This is a genomic window from Polaromonas naphthalenivorans CJ2 (genome assembly GCF_000015505.1).
In the GTDB taxonomy this organism is placed as follows: Bacteria; Pseudomonadota; Gammaproteobacteria; order Burkholderiales; family Burkholderiaceae_C; genus Polaromonas; species Polaromonas naphthalenivorans.
The window spans coordinates 308505-326354 of record NC_008781.1 but is presented as its reverse complement, the minus strand read 5'-3'; the positions used below and the strand labels follow the sequence as shown (position 1 = coordinate 326354).

At 65.4% G+C, this 17850-nt stretch carries 15 protein-coding genes; 6 read left to right on the top strand and 9 right to left on the bottom strand.

Annotated features, from left to right (window positions below; all coding sequences use genetic code 11):
• Window positions 1-15: 15 nt before the first annotated feature.
• Window positions 16-2163: an ATP-dependent DNA helicase RecG gene (gene recG / locus PNAP_RS01590; protein WP_011799752.1), complete on the bottom strand. Its 2148-nt coding sequence runs from the start codon at window positions 2161-2163 to the stop codon at window positions 16-18.
• 19 nt (window positions 2164-2182) lie between these two features.
• Between recG and queA the strand changes: the two genes are divergently transcribed.
• Genes queA through PNAP_RS01565 form a run of 5 tightly spaced genes read left to right on the top strand, consistent with a single transcriptional unit; the run spans window position 2183 to window position 7970 of the window.
• Entirely contained in the window at window positions 2183-3241 is a 1059-nt protein-coding gene (gene queA / locus PNAP_RS01585) for a tRNA preQ1(34) S-adenosylmethionine ribosyltransferase-isomerase QueA (RefSeq protein ID WP_011799751.1), read from the top strand.
• Window positions 3242-3263: 22 nt separating this feature from the next.
• Window positions 3264-4427 (top strand): tRNA guanosine(34) transglycosylase Tgt, encoded by a 1164-nt coding sequence (tgt, locus tag PNAP_RS01580; RefSeq protein WP_011799750.1) that lies wholly within the window; start codon window positions 3264-3266, stop codon window positions 4425-4427.
• Between the two features lie 3 nt (window positions 4428-4430).
• Window positions 4431-5672, top strand: coding sequence for a glycosyltransferase family 9 protein (locus PNAP_RS01575; RefSeq protein WP_011799749.1), 1242 nt, complete (start codon window positions 4431-4433; stop codon window positions 5670-5672).
• Window positions 5672-6160, top strand: a complete 489-nt coding sequence (locus tag PNAP_RS01570; RefSeq protein ID WP_011799748.1) for a GtrA family protein — start codon at window positions 5672-5674, stop codon at window positions 6158-6160. The genes PNAP_RS01575 and PNAP_RS01570 overlap by 1 nt, the downstream gene beginning before the upstream one ends.
• A 19-nt stretch (window positions 6161-6179) precedes the next feature.
• Window positions 6180-7970: an ArnT family glycosyltransferase gene (locus PNAP_RS01565; RefSeq protein WP_011799747.1), complete on the top strand. Its 1791-nt coding sequence runs from the start codon at window positions 6180-6182 to the stop codon at window positions 7968-7970.
• Window positions 7971-8063: 93 nt separating this feature from the next.
• Here PNAP_RS01565 and PNAP_RS01560 read toward each other — a convergent pair whose 3' ends face one another.
• Together PNAP_RS01560 and PNAP_RS01555 are read right to left on the bottom strand one after the other, a co-directional pair.
• Window positions 8064-9413: a hypothetical protein gene (locus PNAP_RS01560; protein WP_011799746.1), complete on the bottom strand. Its 1350-nt coding sequence runs from the start codon at window positions 9411-9413 to the stop codon at window positions 8064-8066.
• 125 nt (window positions 9414-9538) lie between these two features.
• Complete coding sequence (locus PNAP_RS01555) at window positions 9539-10597, bottom strand: zinc ribbon domain-containing protein (RefSeq protein ID WP_011799745.1); 1059 nt, start codon at window positions 10595-10597, stop codon at window positions 9539-9541.
• 237 nt (window positions 10598-10834) lie between these two features.
• Between PNAP_RS01555 and PNAP_RS01550 the strand changes: the two genes are divergently transcribed.
• Window positions 10835-11650 carry a hypothetical protein gene (locus PNAP_RS01550; protein WP_157040188.1) on the top strand — a complete coding sequence of 272 codons (816 nt, stop codon included), beginning with the start codon at window positions 10835-10837 and terminating at the stop codon, window positions 11648-11650.
• Between the two features lie 19 nt (window positions 11651-11669).
• On the opposite strand, the gene PNAP_RS01545 is transcribed toward PNAP_RS01550, so the two are convergent.
• The 6 genes from PNAP_RS01545 to PNAP_RS01520 all read right to left on the bottom strand — a co-directional run bounded on the left by PNAP_RS01545 (window position 11670) and on the right by PNAP_RS01520 (window position 17762).
• Window positions 11670-12119, bottom strand: a complete 450-nt coding sequence (locus tag PNAP_RS01545; protein WP_011799743.1) for a YiaA/YiaB family inner membrane protein — start codon at window positions 12117-12119, stop codon at window positions 11670-11672.
• Window positions 12120-12153: 34 nt separating this feature from the next.
• Entirely contained in the window at window positions 12154-13374 is a 1221-nt protein-coding gene (locus tag PNAP_RS01540; protein WP_157040187.1) for a toxic anion resistance protein, read from the bottom strand.
• 77 nt (window positions 13375-13451) lie between these two features.
• A complete protein-coding gene (locus tag PNAP_RS01535) occupies window positions 13452-14270 on the bottom strand; it encodes a DUF2145 domain-containing protein (protein ID WP_011799741.1) in 819 nt (272 codons plus the stop codon).
• A 14-nt stretch (window positions 14271-14284) separates the two neighbouring features.
• On the bottom strand, window positions 14285-14743 hold the full coding sequence (locus tag PNAP_RS01530; RefSeq protein ID WP_011799740.1) for a hypothetical protein: 459 nt from the start codon (window positions 14741-14743) through the stop codon (window positions 14285-14287).
• A gap of 146 nt (window positions 14744-14889) precedes the next feature.
• Entirely contained in the window at window positions 14890-16866 is a 1977-nt protein-coding gene (locus PNAP_RS01525; RefSeq protein WP_011799739.1) for an MFS transporter, read from the bottom strand.
• Window positions 16863-17762, bottom strand: a complete 900-nt coding sequence (locus PNAP_RS01520; RefSeq protein WP_011799738.1) for a hypothetical protein — start codon at window positions 17760-17762, stop codon at window positions 16863-16865. Before PNAP_RS01520 ends, PNAP_RS01525 begins: the two co-directional genes overlap by 4 nt.
• Window positions 17763-17850: the final 88 nt, after the last annotated feature.

Below are 17850 nucleotides of genomic sequence, written 5' to 3'. Positions count from 1 at the left end.
CCCTCCCTCCCTCCCTCAAGCCTTCAAAAACTCCGCCTTCCCCCCCAGCCAACGCAGCACATGCCGCTCGGCCAGGTCGGGGTACTGGTCCAGCATCAGCGGCGCCACTTCCCGCGCCCAGGCCAGCAATCCAGCATCGGTCTGCAAATCAGCAAAGCGCAGCATCGCAGCCCCCGACTGGCGCGCGCCTAAAAACTCGCCCGGCCCGCGAATGTCCAGGTCGCGCCGGGCAATCTCGAAGCCGTCATTCGTCTCGACCATCGCCTTGAGCCGCGCGCGCGCCACCTCGCCCAGCCGGGGCGCATCGCCGGTCGAATACAACAGCACGCAGGCCGACGCCGCCGCGCCGCGCCCGACCCGGCCGCGCAACTGGTGCAGTTGCGACAGGCCAAAGCGTTCGGCATGCTCGATCACCATCAGCGACGCATTGGGCACATCGACACCGACCTCGATCACCGTGGTGCTGACCAAGACCGCCATCACGCCTTCGGTGAAGAGGCTCATCACGGCCTTTTTCTCGGCTGGCGGCATGCGCGAGTGCAGCAGCCCGACCATCACGCCGGGCAAGGCTTCGCTCAGCGCGGCATGCGTCTGGGTGGCGTTGACCAGGTCGATGGACTCGCTTTCCTCGATCAGCGGGCAGACCCAGTAAATCTGCCGGCCCTGGGCAATCTGCGCCTGGATGCGGGCGATGACCTCGTCGCGCCGCGCATCGTTCACCAGCTTGGTGACGATGGGCGTGCGGCCGGGCGGCAGTTCGTCGAGCGTGGACACATCCAGGTCGGCGTAATAGCTCATGGCCAGCGTGCGCGGAATCGGCGTGGCGGTCATCATGAGCAGGTGCGGCTCCTGGCCCTCGTGCGTCATCTTGCTGCGCAGCGCCAGGCGCTGGGCGACGCCGAAGCGGTGCTGCTCGTCGATGATGGCCAGCGCCAGGTTTTTGAACTTCACCTTGGACTGGATCACCGCGTGCGTGCCGATGACCAGCCCGGCCTCGCCGCTTTCGACCAGCGCCAGCATCTCGCGGCGCTCTTTGGGTTTCTGGCTGCCGGTGAGCCGGGCGGTCTTGATGCCCAGGGGTTCGAGCCAGCTGATGAGCTTGCTGAAATGCTGCTCGGCCAGGATTTCGGTCGGCGCCATCAGCGCGCACTGCCAGCCCGCGTCGATGCAGCGCGCGGCGGCCAGCGCGGCGACCACGGTTTTGCCCGCGCCCACGTCGCCCTGCAGCAGGCGGTGCATGGGCACATTCTTTTTCAAATCGACCTCGATTTCCGCGCTGACGCGCTGCTGCGCGCCGGTCAGGCGAAACGGCAGGCGCTCCAGCAACTGCTCCTGCAATGTGCAGTGCGTGCCGCGCATCGCCGGGCCATTCAAGGCCGGCGCGCGCATGGCGGCGCGCACGCGGCGCGATTGCAATTGCGAGATTTGCTGGGCCAGCAACTCCTCGGCCTTCAGGCGCTGCCAGGCCGGGTGGCTGCGGTCTTCGAGCGTTTGCAGCGCCACATCAGGCGTCGGGTGGTGCAAAAACTGTAGCGCCTCACGCAGGCTGGACAAGCGCAAAGGCATGTTTTTGCTTAAAAATGGCGCGGGAATCGTCTCGCTGAGGTCGGCCCGCGCCAGGCCGCTGAGCACCGCCTTGCGCAGATAGACCTGGGGCAGTCCGGCAGAGGTCGGGTACACCGGCGTCAGCGCGCCCGGCAGTTCACCGCCAGCCAGCTTGAAGTGCGGATGCACCATCTCGCGGCCCAGAAAGCCGCCGCGCAACTCGCCGCGCACCCGCACCCAGGCGCCGACGCTGAGCGTTTTCTGGTGCGAGGGGTAGAAATTGAGGAAGCGCAGCACGCAGGTGTCGCTGCCGTCATCGACCGTGACCAGCAGCTGGCGCCGCGAGCGGATCAGGACTTCGCTGTGCGTCACCTCGCCTTCAAACTGCACCACTTCGCCATCGCGCGCGTCGGCCAGTCGCGTGATGCGGGTTTCATCCTCGTAGCGCAGGGGCAGGTGCAGGGCCAGGTCAATGTCGCGGCGCAGGCCGAGCTTTTCCATGGCTTTTTGCGCCGGGGACTTGGCCGGCGCTTTGGCGGCAGGCTTGTCCGCCGCGCCGGCCATGGGCAGGGCGGTTTTCGGCGCCGGGTCAAGGGCGGAAGCAGCCGGAAGCATCATGGGACAATTGTGCCCTCCTATGAAGACGACTTTCAGCCTCAGTGACTTTGATTTCACACTCCCCGACGAATTAATCGCCCAGCATCCCGCAGCCGAGCGCAGCGCCTCGCGCCTGCTCGACGGCCGGGGCGATGCCATCGCCGACCGCCGCTTTGCCGATTTGCCCGATTTGCTGCTGCCCGGCGACCTGCTGGTGTTCAACGACACGAAAGTGGTCAAGGCGCGGTTGTTCGGCCAGAAGCTAAGTGGCGGCAGGCTCGAACTGCTGATCGAGCGCGTGCTTTCGCCGCACCTTGATGCCGGCCATGAAGTCGCCGCGCACATGAAGGTCAGCAAGAAACCGCTGCCCGGCGCGATGCTGCAGATGGATGGCGGCTTTACCGCGACGCTGCTGGGCCGCTGGCCCGAAGCGCACGGGCCGCTGTACCGCTTTCGGCTCAGCAGCGACCCGTATGCATTGATGGCGCAGCACGGCCATGTGCCGCTGCCGCCCTACATCACCCACACCGATTCGGCGGACGACGAACAGCGCTACCAGACGGTGTTCGCCAAAAACCCCGGCGCCGTGGCCGCGCCGACCGCCGCGCTGCATTTCGACGAGGCCATGCTGGAGAAACTGCAAGCGCGCGGCATTGCCCGCGCCAGCGTCACGCTGCATGTCGGCGCGGGCACCTTCCAGCCCGTCAAGACCGAAACCATCGCCGAGCACCACATGCATTTCGAACGCTTCGACGTGCCCCAAGCCACGCACGAAGCGATTGCCGCCTGCAAGGCGCGCGGCGGGCGCGTGGTGGCCGTGGGCACGACAACCGTGCGGGCGCTCGAATCGGCGGCCAAGTTCGGCCCCGATTGCTGCGACACCAACATCTTCATCACGCCAGGCTTTGACTTCAAGGTGGTCGATGTGCTGCTGACCAACTTCCACCTGCCCAAGAGCACCCTGATGATGCTGGTCAGCGCCTTCTCGGGCCACGGGCACATCATGGCGCTGTACCGGCATGCGATTGAGGCGCGCTACCGCTTTTTCAGCTATGGCGATGCCATGCTGCTGGCGCGCCAAGCCCCGCCGGCCCTCTAAATACACCTGCGACAATCCAAAAATGCTTGAATTCGAAGTCCTGAAAACCGACCCGGCGACCGTTGACAGCGAAGGCGCCTACCTCGGCTCCTACGCCCGGCGCGGCCAATTGACCCTGAACCACGGCGTGGTGCAGACCCCGATCTTCATGCCCGTGGGCACCTACGGCACCGTCAAGGGCGTGACGCCGCAGTCGCTGCACGACATGAACGCCCAGATCATCCTGGGCAACACCTTTCACCTCTGGATGCGTCCCGGGCTGGACGTGGTCGCGCAGTTCGGCGGGCTGCACAAGTTCGAGAGCTGGCACAAGCCCATCCTGACCGACAGCGGCGGCTTCCAGGTCTGGTCGCTCGGCGAGATGCGCAAGATTTCGGAAGAAGGCGTGAAGTTCGCCTCGCCGGTCAACGGCGACAAGCTGTTCCTGACGCCCGAAATCTCGATGCAGATCCAGACGCTGCTCAACAGCGACATCGTCATGCAGTTCGACGAATGCACGCCTTACGACACCAAGGGCCATATCACCACCGAAGGCGAGGCGCGCAGCTCGATGGAGCTGAGCCGGCGCTGGGCCAAGCGCTGCGAGATTGAATTCGACAAGCTGGAGAACCCGAACGCGCTGTTCGGCATCGTGCAGGGCGGCATGTTCGAGAACCTGCGCCAGGAGTCGCTCGACGCGCTGGTCGAGATGGACTTTCCCGGTTACGCCGTCGGCGGCGTGAGCGTCGGCGAGCCCAAGGAAGAAATGCTGCGCATCATGGCGCACACGCCGCACCGCCTGCCGGCGCATAAGCCGCGCTACCTGATGGGCGTGGGCACGCCCGAAGACCTGGTCGAGGGCGTGGCCTCGGGCGTCGATATGTTCGACTGCGTGATGCCGACGCGCAATGCGCGCAACGGCCACATGTTCACCCGCTTCGGCGACCTGAAAATCCGCAACGCCCGCTACAAGAGCGAAGAAGCACCAGTTGACAGCACCTGCGGCTGCTACACCTGCCGCAACTTCAGCCGCGCCTACATGCACCACCTGGACCGCTGCGGCGAAATGCTCGGCCCCATGCTCAGCAGCATCCACAACCTGCATTACTACCTGAACCTGATGCAGGAAGTGCGGGGTGCGCTGGACGCCGGGCGCTTTGGCGAATTCGTGCGGCAGTTCAAGGCCGACCGCCAGCGCGGAGTCTGACGCGTGAACATCGACCTGCAACGCTGGCTGGACCGCTGGATGGGCATTCCGCTGTGCGCGGCGGTGTCCGGCGTCGATGCGCTGATGCGCCGCCTCAGTCCGGCCCCACGCAAGCCGGCGCCGCCGCGTGCCATCGTGGTGATCCTGCTGTCCGAAATGGGCAGCCTGGTGCTGGCCAACGACATGTTCGCGCGGCTCAAGCGGCGCTACCCGGATGCGCCGCTGCACGCGCTGCTGTTTCGCAAGAACCGCGAAATCCTCGACCTGATGCAGGTCATGGACCCGGCCAACGTGCACACGGTCGATGACCGCTCGCTGACCTCGCTGCTGTCCAGCCTGTGGACGGCCATCCGGGCGCTGCGCCGCGCCCATGTCGATGTGGCGATTGACTGCGAGCTGTTCTCGCGCATCAGCAGCCTGCTGTCGTATGCCAGCGGCGCCCGCGTGCGGGTCGGCTTTCACCGCCACACGCAGGAAGGCCTGTACCGGGGCTCGCACATCAACCGGCCGGTGCCCTACAACCCGTACCACCACATCAGCGCGCAGTTTTTGACGCTGGCGCGGGCGATTGACTCGACCGCCGTGCCGACCTCCAAACTGCCGGTGCTGGGCATCCCCAAGCCGCCGCCGCATGTGCCGCTCGATGGCGCGCTGATCCAGGGCATCGAGGCGCGGCTGGCGCAGGACTTCCCGGCGATTGGCGGCAGGCCGCTGGTGCTGGTCTATCCGGGCGGCGGCATCCTGCCGATTCGCGCCTGGCCGCTGGCGTCCTACACCGCGCTGTGCGAAGGCCTGGTGGCCGACGGCTGCGCGGTGGCGGTGATTGGCCTGAAGGACGACCAGGCGCTGGCGCGGCAGCTGGTGGCCAATGTGCAGGCCAGCGCGCCAGCCAGCCCGGTGATTGACCTGACCGGCTACACGCGCTCGATTTCCGAACTGCTGGCGCTGTTCCATGTGGCGCGCCTGCTGGTCACCAACGACGGCGGCCCCGGCCAGTTCGCCGCGCTCACGCCGATCTGGACGCTGATGCTGTTCGGCCCCGAGACGCCCGGCCTGTACGCGCCGCTGACGCCGCACTGCTATTCGTTCTACAGCCAGTGGCCGTGCTCGCCCTGCCTGACGGCCTACAACCACCGCACCTCCTTTTGCGACGGCGACAACCAGTGCCTGAAAGTCATTGAACCCGCCGCCGTACTGGCCAAGGCGCGGGAATGCCTGGTGGCGCCCCTGAATACCACCGCCTGATGTCAAGACTTAGAACCTTCGCGGAGGCCCTGGTCCACCTCTTGCCACCGCGTTTTCAGCCCATGATGCGCTGGCGCTTCATCAAGTTCGGCCTGGTCGGCGGCAGCGGCACGGTGATCAACATCGTGGTCCTGTACCTGGCGCAGGAGCATCTCTTGCGCGGCATTGCCGACTTTCACACGCGGCTGAACTACTCGATTGCGCTGGCCATCACCGTGGCGACCATCAGCAATTTTTACTGGAACCGTCGCCTGACCTGGCGCGACCGCACGCGCAACACGCCCCAGCCGGCGCTGCGCCTGTTCGTCAAGTATGTGATGGCGGCGGCGCTGTCCATCGTCATCCAGTCGCTGCTGACCAAATGGCTGGCCGGCTACCTGCACTACATCGTCGCCAACCTGATCGCCATCGTGCTGGCCAGCGTGGTCAATTTCGTGGCCAACGATAAACTGACGTTTCGCCGCCATCGCCCGAAAGCGCCGCATTAATCATTCAAGCCCTCGCCCTATGTCCAGCCCCGAAAAATCGCCAGCCGCCCGCCTTCCGCATCACCTGGTCTGGATAGGCCTGGCCATTGCCGTGGCGCTGGGCTACCTGTTCGGCCTGGGCGGCGACCACATTCCGCGCAATGGCGACGAGCTGGTCTATGCCAACATCGCCCGGCTGACCGCCGCCAGCGGCCACTGGCTGCCGTTGCACAGCGCCTGGGACTTCATGCGCAACACCAAGCCGCCGCTGCTGTTCTGGCAGGCCATGGTGGCCGGCGGCTGGGGCGAGCACTGGACGCTCCTGCGGCTGCGCCTGCCCAGCGTGGCCTACACCTGGGGCATTGCGCTGATGGTGGGCCTGCTGACCTGGAAGACGGTTCGCGGCGATGCAGGCGCAACCTCCGGCAATGCCGCCACGGCTGCGCAACGAAACCACCACGCGATGACCATGGGCGCCATCGCGGTCCTCGTTTACCTGTCGTTTTTCACGACCTACCGCTACGGCCGCCCTTACCTGACCAGCGCACCGGAAACCTTCTGGCTGTTCGGCGTGTTCTTTGCCATCGCCTGGTCGCCGGCCAGGCTGCTCGCGTCCAGCTGGAAGTTCCCGCTGATCGCCGGCCTGGCCATCGGCATCGGCTGCCTGTACAAATCGTTCGTCATGGTGGCGCCGGTCGGCTTCGCGCTGGCGCTGTGCTACCAGGCGGTGGGCGCCCGGCTGGCGCCCTGGAAGCTTGCGCGGCCCGGCATCGTGGCCGACGGCGTCAAGGTTCTGGCCATCTGCGCCCTTGGACTGGCGGTTTTCGGCCTGTGGTTCGCCATCGACCCGCAGCCGGGCGAGGTCTGGCGCGAATTCGTCGTCGGCGAGAACGCCGGCAAGATGAACTCCTCCAAGGGTTATTTCCAGACCGCCTTCAGCGGCAGCAGCGGCATCCTGACGATTTTGACGGGCTACTTCTCCAATGCCCTGTTCCTGCTGCCGCTCTCGGTCGGTTGCTTCGTGGCGGCCTGGCGCAGCTGGCGGCAGCGCCAGGGCACGGCGCAAACCATCAGCGACGCCGAAAAAATCATGTGGCTCTGGCTGCTGGCGCTGGCGCTGGTGTTCATGCTGCCGACGCAGCGCTCGACGCGCTACCTGATTCCGGCCATGCCAGCACTGGCCGTGGTGATGGCGCTGTACTGGCACCGGATTGGCCGCATCTGGTTCAGCCTGACGCTGGCGGTCTGCATGATCGGCCTGCTGGCGATGGGCCTGATCGGCTATGGCGCCGTGCGGGCCACGCAGAACCCCTGGGTGTTCTCGCCGCTGTTCTGGCTGTTCGTGGCGGCCTCGGCGCTGGCCTGCCTCATCGGCATCTTCAAGAAGGCCTGGAGCCGGCCGGTTGCCGCGCTGGCCGGGTTCAGCGTGCTGTTTGCGCTGGCCTGGGTCACGAACCCGTTCAACGGCGAACTCGGCCGTTTCCGCCCCGAAACCAATGCCCTTCTCAAGGGCCAGAAGGTGCAGGTGCCGAGCAATTTCAACGGCCATTTCGAGCGCTACGAATTCATCATTCCGGGCGCGAAGATCGTGGACTATTTTGCCGCCCAGCCGGTCGATTACGCCGATGTGGAGGGCCTGTTCAAGACCAGCCGCTACGTGCTGGTGCAGCGGCGCATCGGGCAGCCGCCGTGCACCCGCTGCCGCATCATTGACGAGCGCTGGGATCTGCGCTCGCGCCAAGACGAAAACGACGGCTTCATGGCCGCCCTGAAGACGCCCGAGACTTACTGGTACGCCAAGGAATACCTGGTCGAGCCGCTGGCGCCCTGAGCCTTCGCAGACGATATTCGCTACAAAACAAATAGCGCCCTGCGCATATCCAGCATGCGCAGGGCGCCCATTTGAGTCATAAAGCGCGTGGCATCAGCCCTGTTTCTGGAACAGCACCAGCTTGGACTCGGTGCTCAGGTCGGCCTTGTGCGAGACCATCGTCACTTCATAGCGCGTGCCCGGCAGGGGCAGCTGCGATGCGAAGCTGAAGGTGAAGTTGCCGTTTCCATCGGCCTGCACCCTTTGCGTCATCGGCTCCTGGTTCACGCCGAACAGGGCGGCCACAGGGATGAACGCCTGAACCCTGATATCGACCACTGCGCCCGGCGCGGTACGGCCTCGTACCACCGTCGTGCCGCCATCGACGATGGCATTGTTGGCATGGCTGGTGATTTGCAGCGGCACCGTGGCGGGCATCGCGCTGACCGGCACGACCACGTCGAATCCCCAGGTCTTGTGCATGGCATTGCCGACCATGTCCCTGGCGGTCACGTCCACCGTGTGGCGGCCGATCGGCAGGTCGGCGCGGTAGGAGAAGAACTGCGGGGTGACCTCGCTGTCGGGCGTGACATTGCGGCCGGACAGCAGGATGCGAACGCTCTTGGGGTCAACCCCCACGCCGCCCGCGTCATCAAAGGTGGCCGACACCGAAATGGCGGCGCGGTCCACGACGGCCTCGCCCTCGCGCGGCGCCAGGTTGCGCAGCACCGGCGGCTTGGCGTCGGCCGTCAGGGCCTGGGTCAGGTTGCTTTTAACCGACTGGTTGCCCACCCGCAGGGTCGCCACGATCGGGCGCGACGGCAGCAGATTGTCCATTCGCCGAAGGGTGTAGGCGCCTTCATAGGCACCCGGACGAACCTCGCGCATGGAAACGCGGTTGACGCCGGGAATCTCGACCTCGGCGCTGCCGCCCGGCGGGCCATTGAGCGAGAACTTCAGCTCGGCGCCCGGCTCGATCTTGTCAATCGGCGCGACGCTGAAGCGCTCGATCTTCAGCACCGCGACCGGCGGCACCGGAGCGGCCAGCGGCGCGGCCACCGCCGGATTCGCCATGCCGGCCGGAAAGCTGTAGTTGACGGCGATGTTGCGGTTGCGCGTGCGCAGGGTGGCGCGTATCGGATTGGCCGGCGAGATACGGTCCTGGCGCTTGATGGTGTAGCTGCCGGTATAGACGCCGCGCTCGGTTTCCCTGAGCGCAATGTCCCGCCGCACACCGTTGATGCGCAGACCGACCCGTGACCGGGGCGTGCCTTCGACGGTGAACTCCAGCTCGGCGCCGGCCCTCAAGCCGTCATCCGAGGTGACTTCGAGGGAGCGCAACTCGGGCGCCGCAGGCTGCGCCATGACCGTTGCGGGCAAGGCGACCAGCGCCGTGGCGACCGGCAACAGAAAAAAGAGCGCGGCGACCTGGTTGCGCAGGTGGGCCTGTAGGTGAGCCTTCATGATGGGAAGCCTTTGTAAATTAGATTTCCCAATGTAAATCCGCTTTTTCAAGGGCGTGTAGGCCGATACAGCCGGGCTGGGTAGGCCTGCAACGGCGGGCAAGGCGCCGCCAGTCACCGCAAGGTTCAGGCCTGGGCCGGCAAGTGCGCCCGCTGGCCGGTTGCCCCGCAGGCGTGGCAGAACTTGGCAAACGCACCCTTGCGCGTGTTGCAGGCCCGGCAATGGTCGAACAGGCCGATGCCGCAATGCGGGCAAAAGTCGATCTCCGGGTTTTTCAAATCCACCGGCCGCTCGCAGCCGGGGCACACGCCTTTGGACAGCCGCGTCAGAGCGGTGTCGTAGCTCAGTTCCTCGCGGCGCTGAGCGTCAGGCAGCTGCTCGACGAGCTTTTGCTTTTCGAGGTAGCGGTTCAGCGCCAGGATGGCCTGCCTGCCGACCAGCACCGTCACCACGATGCCGACGATGTAGCGCACATAGCCGCCGTAGCTCGGCAAATAAGGCACCAGCTCGACGAAAAAGGCGAACAGCGCAAACAAGATGAAGCCCCAGACAAACGGCCACCAGGTGCTTTTGCGCTTTTTCGCGAACAGCCAGCCGGCCGCCACCAGCAGCGGCAAGGTCAGCGCCAGGCGGTACAAAAACACCCGCAGCTCGATGCGGCGGTATTCGGCATTCAGCAGTTTTTGCGCCGCCTGCTCCATTTCGGCCAGCTTGCGGCGCTCGCGAACGCTGCTTTGCCGCGCATCGAGCGCGGCCTGCTGCTGGGCCTCGACCGCCATGCCGGCGGCGCGCTCCTTGTCTTTCAGGCCATCGAGCGCCCGGGTTCTGGCCACCAGTTCGGGGTCTTGCCCGGATAGCTGCGTGGCGTGGCGGGTCGAGAGCCAGTTGTTGAAGGTTTCACGCGCCGCCGCGGAGTCGGCCTGCGTCACGCGGCGCTTGAGCTGGGCCTGCTCCAGCGCGGCATCGGCATCGCGCTCGGCGGCTTCGGTGGTTTTGATGCTACTGCGCAGCGCGGTGCTGGCGGCGCGGTCCATGAAATCGTCGAGCGTGAGCTGCTTTTCCACCTTGGGCAGGTCGCCGACCAGCGTGCCGCCCAGGCCGATGAGGAAACTGGCGAACACCAGCGCCACCAGCCACAGGCCGCGCTGCATCCATTTTTCGGTCAATCGCAGGCTTTTGCTCATGGGAAGCTCCGTTGTTGGCCGGAAAGGCATCCGGCTGTGCATTTTTAGGGGAATTTATGGTCAAACAGGCCGTTTGTGCATACCAAATATGCGCAAACAGCTACTTTTTTAATAGCAAATTAAAACAGCTCATGGGCGTTCCTTCTTCTTGCTGCCACCGGGATGCGAAGCAGCCCTTCAATTCCCGACGGTTTCAATTTCATAATTCACTCCTTCGCACCGAACCAAACCAACGCCATGCCTGAGCACAAAAATGATTCCCGACGCGCTTATGCCAATGCGCCCGTCAACCAGCGTACCGCGCCACGGGAAGTCGCCAAGCCGCCTCCCGTGCATGCTTCGCTCAAGGCACGCGCGCAAAAGGCCAGGCAGCGCCAGTTGCTCGGTCCGTCCATCAGCGATCTGCTGGCGCGCCGCACCTCGGGCGCTCCGCGCCAGCACGAAAAACTTCATCCGGGCGTGATTGCCGCAACGGTGTGCGCCGTGGCGGCGGCAAGCGCCCTGGTCCTGATCCGTACAGGCGCCGGGCTGGCGCTGGCTGCAGCGCTGGCGGCGCTCGGCGGCGCCAGCTGGCTGTGGCAGCACCGAAGCCAGCGCGCGGCCAGCGAAACGATGCCGATGCCCGCCGGCCCGCCGCCGTTCGAGCCCGAAGCACTGCGCCGGATTGACGAGGCCTTTGAAGCCACCGCCGCCATCGTGACCGGGCCGCTGCTGGCCGCGCTGGTATCGCTCAAGGCCGCTGCGGTGCGGATGGCACTGGCGCTCAATGGCGTGCAAGCCGATGACGGCTTCACGCTGGACGACCGCATGTACGTGATCGAATCCATCCGGCGCTACATTCCCGACACGCTCAGCGCCTACCTGCAGGTGCCCACCGCGCAGCGCCCCGTGCCGGGCGCGGGCGAAGGCAAGTCCGCCAACGACCTCCTGCAGGGCCAGCTGGCGCTGCTGCAGTCCGAGCTGGAACAGCGCGAGCAGCGCCTGCACGGCAGCGCGGTCGAGGCCCTGCGGCGCCAGCAGCGCTTTTTGCAATCCAAGGCGACGCGCGGCTGAGTCCGCTTTCAACAAACGCTCAGGCGGGCCGCGTTTCAGGCGCGGGCTCGTTGCTGCGCGTCATCAGGTCGGCCTCGTAACGGTCGCGGATCGTCTTGGCCAGCGTGAACGTGCTGCTGATCAGAAACATCCAGCTCACGACCATGTAGCCCTTTTGCCAGTCCCCGATGTTCATGCGCCACAAGCCCCACGCCGTGAGGCACACCGCCGCCGCAAAGGAAACCCACACCGTGATGATCCAGCCGTTGGTGTCCACCCGCCCGTCGCGGTTGTCGCGCACGGTCTTGGCCGCCGCAAAGGCAGCGAACAGGCAAAAGAAAAACCCGATGGCCAGAAAGGCCCGGTCCAGCTCCTGGCTGGGCAGCTGCATCACGCCCGTGCCGCTGGCCAGCACCGCCAGAGTGAACGAAGTCCAGACCTGAATGCGCCAGCCGCCGGTATCGCGCTGCATCACATATTGAGTTGTCATTTTTAAATTTCCCTTGCGTTAAAAAAATCCTGGCTCAAAGGGCGACCGGCCCGCTGAGGGTGCGCTGCGTCACTTCGCGCGCTTTTTGCTGGCGCACCCGGTCGATGTACTGGTCCGCGCGTGCCAGCTGCTCCTGAAGGATGGTGTTGTTCTGCCCCATCACCTCGACCATCTTGCTGCGAAAGGTGTCCATCGCATCCATGGCCTTGAAGGTCTGGTCGAACATTTCCTTCATTTTCTCGATGCCGATCAGCGGATTGCTGGCGAACTGGGTGGTTTTTTCGACATGCGTGTTGAGCTGGCGGCCGGTCTCGGCAATCAGGTTTTCAATCGTGCTGTTCACGCCGGTCAGCATCTCCATCACCTTGACCTGGTTGCCGGTGGCGCGCGCCACGGTTTGCGCCACGGCCAGCGCGCTCATGCCGGTGGTGGCCACGCGCGAGCAGCCGTTCATCATCTCGCGCCCGGTCTTTTTCAGCACATCGAGCGCCAGGTAGCCGTTGGTGCAGACCGATTGCTGCGTCAGGATGTCCAGCAGGTTCTGGCGCACGTAAAACAGCACTTCCTGCTCCAGCGCCTTGGCCCGCTCGGGGTCCGTCGCCTTGAGGCCGTCCACCTTGGCGGCAAGCTGGCGGTCCAGGCTTTCGGCAAACTGCACCGCCGCCGCCAGCTTTTGCATGCCATCCCACATTTTTCCGCGCGTGGCCTCGATTTCGACCACGTCGCGCTGCATGTCGTCGCGGGCGGCGTAGAGCTTTTGCATGCTTTTTTGCATCTGCTCGCCGGCATTCTGGAACTTGCGAAAGTAGCCTTGCAGCTTGTTGCCGTAGGGAATGATGCCGAGCAGTTTTTGCGGTTGCAGCAAATCGCCGTCCTTGCCCGGATTGAGCGCATCCAGATGGCCGCGCATTTCCTGCACCGCCTTGAAGGCCGCGCTGTCTTCCATGCCGACAAAATTGCGCTGCATGAAGCGCCCCTGCATCAGGCTGGCCGCCAGCGAAATCTCTTCGCGCCCCAGCGCAAAGGCGCTGTCCAGCCTAGCCTTGAAGGCCTCGCTTTGCAGGTCTTCGGACATCAGGCCGTCCATGAAACGCTGCACCTGGTCTTCGACGGCTGCTTGCGTGGCCGCAGGCAGGGGAACGGCCTTCCTGGCCACCTCGTCACTGAGCGGGCGCAGCACTTCGGGCGGCGTCAGCTGAAAGCTGTCGGGCGGTGCCAGCGGCGTGCGGCTGGCCTCATCGGTTTGCGGGGACATGAATTTTTCCTTGGAAGGATGGCAAGTTGACACAAGTTGTAACACATCGAGCATGGCATTGCCCGGCAGGCGCCCCTTCACGGCCCGACCAGCGTCGGCGCCTTGCCCGGCCGGCTGAGCTGCGCACGCGCCAGCCAGGCAAACACCGAATCGACCGTGACGGTTTCGATGCGGTCGGCAAAGCGCTTGTCATTCGGGTGGTCGTCAAAGGCGATATTGGCCGCCGTCAGCCGCCCGCCCAGCCGGGTCAGCGGCCCAAGGTGCAGGGTCGTCGGCTCATAGCCCCTGAACTGCAGCCAGGCCTGCGCCTTTTCGCGCGAGGTCACGCCCGGCTCCAGCGCGGCGGCCAGCGTCTCGATGGCCCACTGGTTGGACTGCTGGTACTTGCGCCCCCAGGCGTAGCTGACGATGCTGTAGGGCCGGTGGTTCAGGCTGATGGCCCGACGCGAGTCCTGCAGCAGCGCCAGCAGTCGCGCCTGCACCTGCGGCGTGGGCGCCAGCCAGGCGGCTTCAAAGCGCCACGGGTCATCGAGGAAGAACTCGCCCAGCCCCTGCCGGTAAAGCGCCGCTTCGGCGGTGCCGCAGCCGTTGAGCTTGTGCAGCACATGCCAGGTGTTGCCGCCCTGTCCGTCAGCCACCTGCCAGGCCAGCCCGAAGTGCGAATAACGCAGGCCGTAACGGCTCAAATCCTGCCCGGCGCGCGCCAGCAGCACGACGCGCTCGCCGCTGGCGTTGAGCGAGGCCAGCGTTTTTTCGGCCAGCGCCAGGCCGAGTTCGACCGACTGCGTGGTCGGCGGGCGCGCTTGGCAGGAACGCCCGGCATGGGCGGCAACGGGCAGAATCAGGCTGCCCGCCAGCAGTGCCATTCCCAGCCCATGATTCAAGCGTGTGTTCATGGTGTGCTCCGGGTTCAGTACGTCAGCCGCTCGTTGTGCAGCAGGGCGCGGCCCATCGCATTCGGAATGAAGGCGATGGCCTCGCCCGCAGCCGACAGCAGCACACCCGCCCCGACCACGCTGACCACGACGGACGCGCCCGCCACCACCGACACGCCGCCCAGCGCCCGGCCGACGACTTCGATGCTGGCGCTGGCGCCGTCCGAAGCGCGCTCCAGCACATAGACCGTGCCGCGCGCCGTGCTTTCCACCGCCCGGACGATCAGCACCGCGCCCGCCGTGGACAGCGCCAGCGGCACGGCAAGCACGCTGCCAGCCGCCGTGCTGGCGCCCGCCACGACCGAAGCCACCGGCAGCGCCGACAGCGTGCTCAGGGCCGAGGCCTCGGACTGCGCTTTTGCATCAAATGAGGCACTGGCGCATGCCAGCAAAGCGCAAGCAGCTATTAAATAAGGAGCAAATTGAATTTTCATGAGGTATTTCCGGGAGGGTTATCGGCTTCCTATACGGCACCGGCCGGGGTGAAGCTGTCGTTAATGTGAACCCCAGCCGCCTCCAATCCGCAGGATAAAGACGCAGTCGCCGAAAACGCACCAGAAGGTATCTTTTTATGATACTTTCAGGCCTTGATCAACGCCGCCACCCGCGCCTGCAATACCTCGGGCTGCACCTCGGCCGGCACCATGGCCTTGCCCACGTTCAGCCCGACCCGGCTGAACACGCCGCGCCGGAAAGGCCGCACCATCGCCACGCGCTGGCCGTTCACCAGTTCGGCCCGGCTGAAGAAGGAACCCCACAGATTCGTCAGCGCCATCGGAATCACCGGCACGTTCAAGCCGTCGCGACTGGCGTTGTCGAGGATCTTCATGACGCCGCCCTTGAAGGGCTGGAGTTCGCCGTCCTGGGTGATGCCGCCTTCGGGAAAGATCGCCAGCAGGTCGCCTTCGCGCAGCACTTTCGCTGCGGCTTCAAAGGCCGCTTCGTAGGCCGCCGGGTCTTCGGCGCGCGGCGCCACCGGAATCGCCTTGGCCAGCCGGAACAGCCAGCCGAGCACCGGCATTTTGAAAATCCGGTGGTCCATCAAAAAGTAGATCGGCCGCGAACTGGCCGCCATCAGCAGCACCGGGTCGATGAAGCTGACATGGTTGCAGGTCAGCACGGCCGCGCCCTGCGCCGGAATGTGGTCGTCGCCCTGCACCTTGAAGCGGTAAATGCAGCGCGACAACATCAGCGCCACGAAGCGCAACAAATACTCGGGCACCAGCATGAAGATGTAGAACGCCACCACCGCATTGGCCAGCCCGGTGAACAGGAAAATCTGCGGAATGCTGAAATTCGCCTTGAGCAGCGCGCCGGCCAGGATGGCGCTGACGATCATGAACAGCGCATTGAGGATGTTGTTGGCGGCGATGATGCGCGCCCGGTGCGTGGGCTGGCTGCGCAGCTGGATCAGCGCGTACATCGGCACGCTGTACAGGCCGGCAAACAGGCTCAGCAGCGCCAGGTCGGCGATCACGCGCCAGTGCGCCGGCTGGCCCATGAAGCTGCCCACGCCCATGAGGGCTGAAGGCGGCAGGCCGCGCGAGGCAAAGTACAGGTCGATGGCAAACACACTCATGCCAATCGCGCCCAGCGGCACCAGGCCGATCTCGACATGGCGGCGGCTCAGCACCTCGCACAGCAGCGAGCCGGTGGCGATGCCGATGGAAAACACCACCAGCAGCAAGGACGCGACATGCTCGTCGCCGTGCATCACTTCCTTGGCAAAGCTCGGAAACTGGCTCAAGAACACCGCACCGAAAAACCACATCCAGCTGATGCCCAGCATCGAGCGGAACACGACCAGATTCGTCTTGGCCAGCTTGAGGTTGCGCCAGGTCTCGGTGACCGGGTTCCAGTTGATCCGCAAGCCCGGATCGGTGGCCGGCGCCCTGGGAATGAACTGCGCCACCGCCCGGCCGGCCAGCGCCAGCCCCACGCAGGCCACCGCCACATACTGCGGCCCGACGCCAGGAATCGCCACCAGCAGCCCGCCGACGATGTTGCCGAGCAAAATCGCGACAAAGGTTCCCATCTCGACCATGCCGTTGCCGCCGGTCAGCTCGCGCTCGCTGAGCGCCTGCGGCAGGTAGGCGAACTTGACCGGGCCGAACAGCGTCGAATGCAGGCCCATCAAAAAGGTGCAGCCGAGCAGCACCGGCACCTGGACATTGATGTTGCCGCTGACAAAGCCCACGGCGGCAATCAGCATGATGACCACTTCGAGGTTCTTGACGAAGCGGATGATGCGGGTTTTCTCGAACTTGTCGGTCAGTTGGCCGCTGGTGGCCGAAAACAGCAAGAACGGCAGGATGAACAACGCGCCAATCGTCAGCCCGGCCAGCGCCGGCGGCAGCCAGCCGACGCTGAGCTGGTAGGTCACCATCACGGTGAAGGCGAACTTGAACAGGTTGTCGTTGGCCGCGCCCGAGAACTGCGTCCAGAAAAACGGCGCGAAGCGGCGCTGGCGCAGCAGGGCGAACTGGTTGGGATGGGCATCGGCTGGCGGCGGGGGCATCGCGGCGGCGCTTGCCGGCGTGGACAGTTCAACACTCATGCCTGACTCCTGGGTTTGGTTGCTTGATTGCTGCGCGATGGCGCCGGGCAGCTTGCGCGGGCTTTGAAGGGTGCTGCAGATTCTGCCCTGATTTTGCCGCGCTCCCGTGACATCCGGACCGCCTCCAGGACGGCCAGCACGACCGGCCAGGCCGCGAAGCTGGCCGCCACATGCTTGAGGCTGTGGCCGGAAACGAGCTGGCCGGTCAAGTCAAACACCGCGTGATCGGCCAGCTCCAGCAGCTTGGCCAGCGCGTACAGCGCGATCACCAGCGCCCAGCGAATGCGCAGGCCGGGCGCGGGCCACGCCGGCGGCAACGCTGCCAGCCCCAAAATCAGCGCCATGCCGCCGATTTGCAGCACGCCCCATGGCAGCAGGTTGCCCGAGGCGGCCCAGACCTGAACCGTCACCGGCCCCAGCAGCATCACCGCCGCTGCCAGCGCGATGCCGGCCCGCCGGCTCACGCCCTGCACGGCCGCCAGCCCGAGCAAGCCGGCAAAGGCCAGCACCATGCCCATGCGGTCCCAGACCAGTCCGCCGTCGTCAGGCTGCCAGTGATAAAAAGCTGAAACCCCGGCCGTGACCAGCAGCCCGGCAAGGAACAAACCGGCCAGCCCAGCCGATGCGCCATCGACGGCGCGCAACCGCACCGCCCGCGCCAGCGCCCACAAGCCGGCTACGCCCCAGGCGGCAAAAGGCAGGTTGCTCAGCACATCCATCGCATGCGGGATGGCACCCCAGGCCCGCTGGTCGGCAAAGTCATGGAAGCTGGCGGGCTGTGGCAGGAAAGGGCCTGCCACGGCGAACAAAACCATCAGCAGGGCGACCCCCAGCAGCTTGCGTTCGCGGGGGCGGACGAGCGGTGGCGGCAAAAGTTCGTGTCGGGAATGGGTCATGGGATGCAACTCTCATTGAAGCGTGAAAGGAAGCACGGACTGTGCCGGCAAGCCGCGCCATGAAGCCCCTGATTTTCATACGGTCGCC